The organism is Pseudoflavonifractor phocaeensis (genome assembly GCF_016901735.1).
In the GTDB taxonomy this organism is placed as follows: domain Bacteria; phylum Bacillota; class Clostridia; order Oscillospirales; family Oscillospiraceae; genus Pseudoflavonifractor_A.
Map to the genome: position 1 here is coordinate 1 of NZ_JACLZC010000133.1, position 1,718 is coordinate 1,718.

Annotated in this window: 2 protein-coding genes; both read right to left on the reverse strand. The window is 54.8% G+C overall.

Annotation, left to right across the window (positions count from 1 at the left end):
- A partial coding sequence (locus tag H7U37_RS14760) for a DNA primase family protein (RefSeq protein ID WP_204876896.1) occupies window positions 1-1,259 on the reverse strand: 1,259 nt, incomplete at its 3' end.
- Window positions 1,237-1,718, reverse strand: a 482-nt coding sequence (locus H7U37_RS14765) for a CHC2 zinc finger domain-containing protein (RefSeq protein ID WP_204876898.1), incomplete at its 5' end; no start/stop codon positions are given. The genes H7U37_RS14760 and H7U37_RS14765, both read right to left, overlap by 23 nt.

Genomic DNA, 1,718 nt, shown 5'->3' on the forward strand with positions numbered 1-1,718 from the left:
CCGGCTGCGTTGGTCACATTGTTGCAGTATTCCAGATTGTAGCGGCTCTGGCAGGCAATCAGGGCTTCGCTGAAGCTGCGGGGCTTCAGGGCAGGCAGGTTGTTTTCGGTGCAGTAAATCTGGTATGCCTCATACAGTTCTTTGGAACTGGCGGACAGATCGGCTTTCAGGCGAACATATCCGTCAGAATCCAGAAAATCATAGACATTGTTGTTGTCCCGTTTGACTGCCTCCCGGTTTTCTCTGGTGCGGTCACTTTCGGTGAATTTGAAGTTGTTGGCGGCCAGCCGCTGCAATCCTTCAAAAGCCCACAGCAGAATACCCTCCACCTCGGCTTTCATCTTCTCGGCAAGGTCAGGATCATCCACACGACCAGCCGGTTTTTCTTTCGTGGTCAGCACCAGCTGGCGGCGATAAAATCCGTCGCTCCGGTCAAACAGCGCCTGCAAATCTCCGTTGGAGAAGGCCAGCAGCCGGGCGCACATCCATCCCTGATAGCTCTGCTTGCCCTTGCGCTCCAAATCCATCTTGCCCTGGGCAGTGACGATGGATTTCACATAGTTGGTCTGGCGCAGGGCCTCCATTCGCATATCGTCATCCACGCACAGGAGGATATGCTCCAAATCCGCACGGGCAAACCGGTTTTCGGATATTTTCCCGATGCTGCCGTCCTTCATGTTGGAGCCGAACAAAGTCCCCAGCACAGCGCCGATCTGCGACTTTCCCTCGCCGCCGTTACCTTTTATGACCATCATCCGCTGTCCCTTGTTGCTGGGAATCAGGCAGTAGCCGATATATTCCTGCAAGGTTGGGATGTCCTCCGGGTAGAGCAGGCCATCCAGAAATTGCAGCCAGAGAACAGGTTTCGGGGCATTGGGGTTGTAGGCCACAGGGAAGCGGTTGCGGACGATTTTCGGCTTTCCCTCCGCAAAGGTTCCATCCAGAAAAAGCGTCCCGTTGGAAAGATGAATCCGGTCTGGCTCCGGGGGAAAATCCTCCACCAGCGCCGCCAGTTTCATCAGCTCCACAATGTTGCTGATTTTGCGGGGAATGTTGCTGACCGCACAGCATTTCAACTCCTCAAAAATCTCTCCACGCAGGGGCAACTCATCGGTCACACGGCCTTCGGGCGTGAAAAAAGCCCCGTTTGTGAAGATGATCTTGTGCGTCTGCAAGAACTCCTCACAAAACAGGGCTTCGTTGATGCTTTTGCCATCGAACCAGACGGGCATCCCGTCAAGCTGCGTTTTGTTTTTCATAGGCACCGTCCTCCTTTTTCAGCCTGTCCAGCCGTTCCTCCAAACCGGCAATCAGGCCATCCTTGTTCAGCATTTCCACGATTTTCACCCGCTGTTCCAGTTCGGCGGCAATGAGCAAATCCGCCAGATACTCCACATAGTCCAGCATCTGGCAGGCTTCCACAAACCGGTCATCCAGAACATCTTCCGGTGTCTTGGGTGCGTACTGCACCTTCCAGCTTTCCAGAAGATGCAGATAATCACACAGCACCCGCAGACAGCGCACTTCTTCCTGCCGGTATGCTTTCAGCAGGAGACGCTCCGGTTTGGGCAGGGCAGCTGCCGCAGGCGGCTTGTCCGGACCAATCCCAAAATCCTGTGCCAGCTTCTGCGCTGCTTCGTAACTGCTCAGGTCAAATAACCTCGCCACAAGGTCGATTACATCGCCGGTGGCCCCGCAGCCGAAGCAGTAAAAATACC